A 4088-nucleotide genomic window follows, 5' to 3' on the forward strand; every position below is an offset into this window, starting at 1 on the left:
ACATATATCAACACCAATTCGTGTCTTGTGTCCTAGTTTCAATGGTTTGCAGGCGATAAACCTGTCCATTGTGTTTCGCTCATAATTTGGACGATCAAGGGAGTTGGAAGTGCAAGACGCCGTAGGCGGCTCACTTCCTACTCGCTTGATCGTAACCCGATCGCAGCGTGACGGTTCAGTCTTCAGAGGAGGGCAGCGGCTCGGGCGACTGTCCCGGTGATACGCGAGCTAGGACAGCCGTGTAGAGCTGACGCCAGTGTTCCGCCTTACCGCGCTCACGCTCGGCCGTTCGGTCCGCCTTAGCCCTTTCGGCACGGGCATCCCGGAGCTCGGTCTCAAGGCGCTCGATCTTGTTGCGGAGTGCCGCTTCGATGTGCCGATATTCCTCGGGCGTTCGCAGCGGGACCTTCTTGCCGTCTATCACCTCGGTTTCCGCGCGGGTTTCGACGCGTTCCTCGCCGATCTCGTCGGCGAAGTTGTTGTAGAGGTACTGGCGGCTGACCTTTGCTTCACGTGCCACCGAGACGAACGTCACAGCCTGCCTGGTGTCGCGCAGCCGCATGATCGCATCCTCGACTGCAGCGCGCTTCTCTGCGCTACGACGGCTGCGGGCATCGTTGAGTGTTGCGATCCGCAGATCCGGTCCCATGGTCATGACGTCGCTTCCTCTCGAGCAGTGGCCGGCCTGTAGCGCTGCTTTTCACCCTTGTAGAGGCCGTGCTCCTCGATGGAGCGGATGATGGTGTCGGTGTTGTGGACCGCATCCTTATTGCGTTGCAGGCGCTTGCGCGTGATGTCGGCCATGCGGGTCTGTCCGCCTTCCTCGTAGTTCTGCGCTTCCTGCTCGAGCCCTTCGATCGCGGCGTAAAGTCCGGCCCGTTCACAGCGGAAGTGCTCCACGTCGCCGCCATCGGCGCGGAAGAACCGGCAGGTCAGGCAGGCGTGGGCGTGCTCGCACCATTCGCCGAGTTGCCCTGGCAGCGTGCAGGCGCCGCCGCAGACCCGCGTGGCCAGCATGGTTTCCTTGCGCAGCAGGAGATCGCCGACCGCTTCGTCGACCTTGCCCGCGATTGTGAAGAACTGGCCGCCACCCTTTCGCAGCAAGGCGTTCTTCTTGAGATCGAGACGCTTGTTGACGTACATCGACGCCATATCCGGCGAGGCATGGCCGAGCTCGAACATGATGCTCAGGATGTCGTGGCCTTCGGCCGCCATTTGTGTCCCTCGATGGTGGCGCAACGGATGCCATGAGAAGTCGAACGGCTTGCCTTCGCCATCGACGATCCCGTGCCTGAGGCACAGCATCCTGAGCTCCTGCAAGGTCCAGTTGTAGCCGAGGAACGATTCCCGCTTGCCGTAAAAGACGGGGAACAGGTATTTCGTGGCGCGCCCGTAACGCTGCCGGACGCGATCCTGCTGGGCTTCGATCAACTCGATCATGGCCCGGTGCGCGGGATCGGTCGCCAGCAAGGGCTTGGTGTTCCAGCGGCTGACCTTGTTCTGCCAGAACGTGAACAGCATGAACCGCTTGTCGTGCGGATCGGGCCGCAGGCAGTCGAAGAGCAAGGCATGCAGGTCTTCGGCTCGCGCACCGGTGGTGATCCCGATCATGAAGATTACCGGGATAGGGGCAGGCAGTTCATCGAGCCTGGCCATCATCGCGGCCAAGGCCTCAGGAGGCGCCGCCCGGTTGGCGCCCTCTCGCGAAGCGTAGAGCCGGTTGCGCGGGTCATCCGGTGCCTGCTTGTAACGGATGCGCCGCGCCGCGCGCTTGTCGAGCGCGATCCGCGGCCATTCCCCCGGCAGTAGCACCGGTGCTGCCCGCATCAGTTGGACGATGTCGGTGTACCAGTTCTTGCCGGCGGCATTGCGCGCGTTTCCCCATGCAAGATAGCGCTCCATCGTTAGTTCGTTGATCTTCGCAGGACCAGCGACGGATTCTTCGTGGAGGAACTGCGCAAACAGCCGTAACCGAGATCGCATCGCGATCACCGTTCTTGGCGCAAATTCCCCATGTGCGACCTTGTCGAGCAGGAAGCCGCGCATCAGCGGGCGCAGCCACGGCTCGAAGTTCAGGAAGTTGATATAGGTGTCGCTTCGCCGTTGCCGATCGCGGAAGCGTGTGTCCTCCTCGCTGTAGAGATCGTTGAGCAGGATGATGTCGCGGTCATGCATCGGTGCCATCTGCGCCCGGTTGATGATCGCGAAGCGATGGATATCACCGAACAGCTGCACTTCCGGTGAGCGGAACTCGCTGGTGACGATCTTGCCGCCCCGGATCCACTGGCGGGTCTGGCTTTGCCTGCGCCGTCCATAATTCGCGCCATACCAGGCGGCGTAGCACTCCAGCACTGCATCGTTGTGGTGGTTCCGTTTGCGCGCACCCTCGTCATCTGATGGCGCGAAGCCGGGGTGAGGGATGTCGGCAAGGCAGCCCGCCTCAAAGTGACCAAGCAGGTCCGCGCCTTCCTCTACCAGATAGCGGATCACCGGGATCCGGCGCTGGAACCAGTGGGCGTCCGCCTTGCGATCGTCGAGAACGGATACCGCCAGGTAAGCCTTGATCTCGTTGGTGAGTACCGGAACCGCAGCCTGAAGCGGCAAGCTTGCGTATGTCTGGCTCAGCCAGGGATGGCCGAACACCTCACCCATCATGGCGTCCGACCAAATGGGATTGGCGACGAGGAGGGGGGATATCTCCGCGAGGCGCCCCTCAAGCCAGTTGTTGTAGCGATCGGTATCGTGCGGCGTGCCGCCGACGAGCGCCAGCGGCGTCAGGCCCATCGCAGATCCTTTCCGAGCAGCTCAGCCTCGCGAAGTTTCTCAAGCCTTTCATGCACCTCGTCGGGTCCTGTGAGGTAAAGCCTGCGGATTTCCGAGGCGAACAGGTGCTGATAGAACGCCGCTGTCGTTTGCGGGCTGGCATGCCCGAGCCGGTCGGCCACTTCGAGCAGGCTGTATCCCGCCGCGATCGCCTCGGATGCATGGCTGTGGCGGAACATGTGCCAGCTGAAGGCGATATGGGTGCGCTGCTCCAGCAGGCCCGCGAGCTTCTGCGCGTAGGACAGGCTCATGGCGTGCCCGATGACGCCGGCTTTGACATTGGTGAAGACGTACTCGGCGCCGGACTCGAAGGCTGGCAGATATTCGTCGCTGGTGATGTAATCGACGTACATGTTGAGCACGTAGTCGTGCACCGGCACACCGCGCGTCCGGCCCGATTTCGCACGGGCCTCATTGGCATTGTCTTCGCGCGGAACGACCCAGATGACCTTTTCGGCGAGATCGATATCGACATGGCGCAGGCCCAGCGCTTCACCGATCCTAAGGCCGGTGTTGTAGAGCAGCACGACCAGGAAGGCGTCGCGCGCGAGCCCGCAGGCCTCGATCAGCCGCAGAACCTCGCTCGGCGTCAGCCGCTTCTTGAGCACCTGCTGCTGGACCCGGCCGGGATCGCCCGAGAGATAACGGTCTTTGCGCCGTGTCGTCCGTCGCTGGCTGATATGCTCAAGGAACGGCTTGTAGATCCGGTGGCCGTCATAGGCCTTTGTGACCTCGGTCGTATCGACCGCGAAGTCGTCAGTGCCGTTGTAAAAGCGGTAGAACGATTTGACCGCGAGCTGGATCTGGTTGCGCGTCGATGGTGCCAGAATCCGCGTTTCCTGCTTGCGTAGCAGGATCAGCCGAGGACTTGGCAGCGCATCCTTTCGGCGGGCAAGCCGCCAGGCAAGGAAGCTGTCATACAGCGCAACCGTGGCTTCATGGATGCCGGCGCCGTTTGCGCCGAGGAAGCTAGCGAAGTCCACAACGTGGCGAACATAAGCGCGGATCGTGTTTGGTGACGCATGGGTCTGTTCGAGATGGACGATCCAGTGACGAAGGCACTCGACGACATCGCCGTCATCATCCAATACCGTCCACGACCGGCGACCGCCGGGCATTTCGATGCGCGCAGCCTGCCAGGGCGTCGTAGCGAACGGAGTGGACACGGTCGCTGATACTGTTGAAAGACCCCCGTGACTGCAAGCCTTTCGCCATCACACTGGACACAGTTTACATGGACAGTTATGGTATCGGTATTAACATAA

Annotated in this window: 3 protein-coding genes; all 3 read right to left on the reverse strand. The window is 61.7% G+C overall.

Annotation, left to right across the window (positions count from 1 at the left end):
- Positions 1–175: 175 nt before the first annotated feature.
- The 3 genes from HHL27_RS22065 to HHL27_RS22075 are packed head-to-tail and all read right to left on the reverse strand — an operon-like array spanning position 176 to position 3989.
- Entirely contained in the window at positions 176–655 is a 480-nt protein-coding gene (locus HHL27_RS22065; RefSeq protein WP_011445585.1) for a hypothetical protein, read from the reverse strand.
- Positions 652–2784 carry a tyrosine-type recombinase/integrase gene (locus tag HHL27_RS22070; RefSeq protein ID WP_010890943.1) on the reverse strand — a complete coding sequence of 711 codons (2133 nt, stop codon included), beginning with the start codon at positions 2782–2784 and terminating at the stop codon, positions 652–654. Before HHL27_RS22070 ends, HHL27_RS22065 begins: the two co-directional genes overlap by 4 nt.
- Positions 2775–3989 carry a tyrosine-type recombinase/integrase gene (locus HHL27_RS22075; protein WP_010890944.1) on the reverse strand — a complete coding sequence of 405 codons (1215 nt, stop codon included), beginning with the start codon at positions 3987–3989 and terminating at the stop codon, positions 2775–2777. Before HHL27_RS22075 ends, HHL27_RS22070 begins: the two co-directional genes overlap by 10 nt.
- Positions 3990–4088: the final 99 nt, after the last annotated feature.

This window comes from Novosphingobium olei (assembly GCF_012927405.1).
Lineage (GTDB): Bacteria > Pseudomonadota > Alphaproteobacteria > Sphingomonadales > Sphingomonadaceae > Novosphingobium > Novosphingobium olei.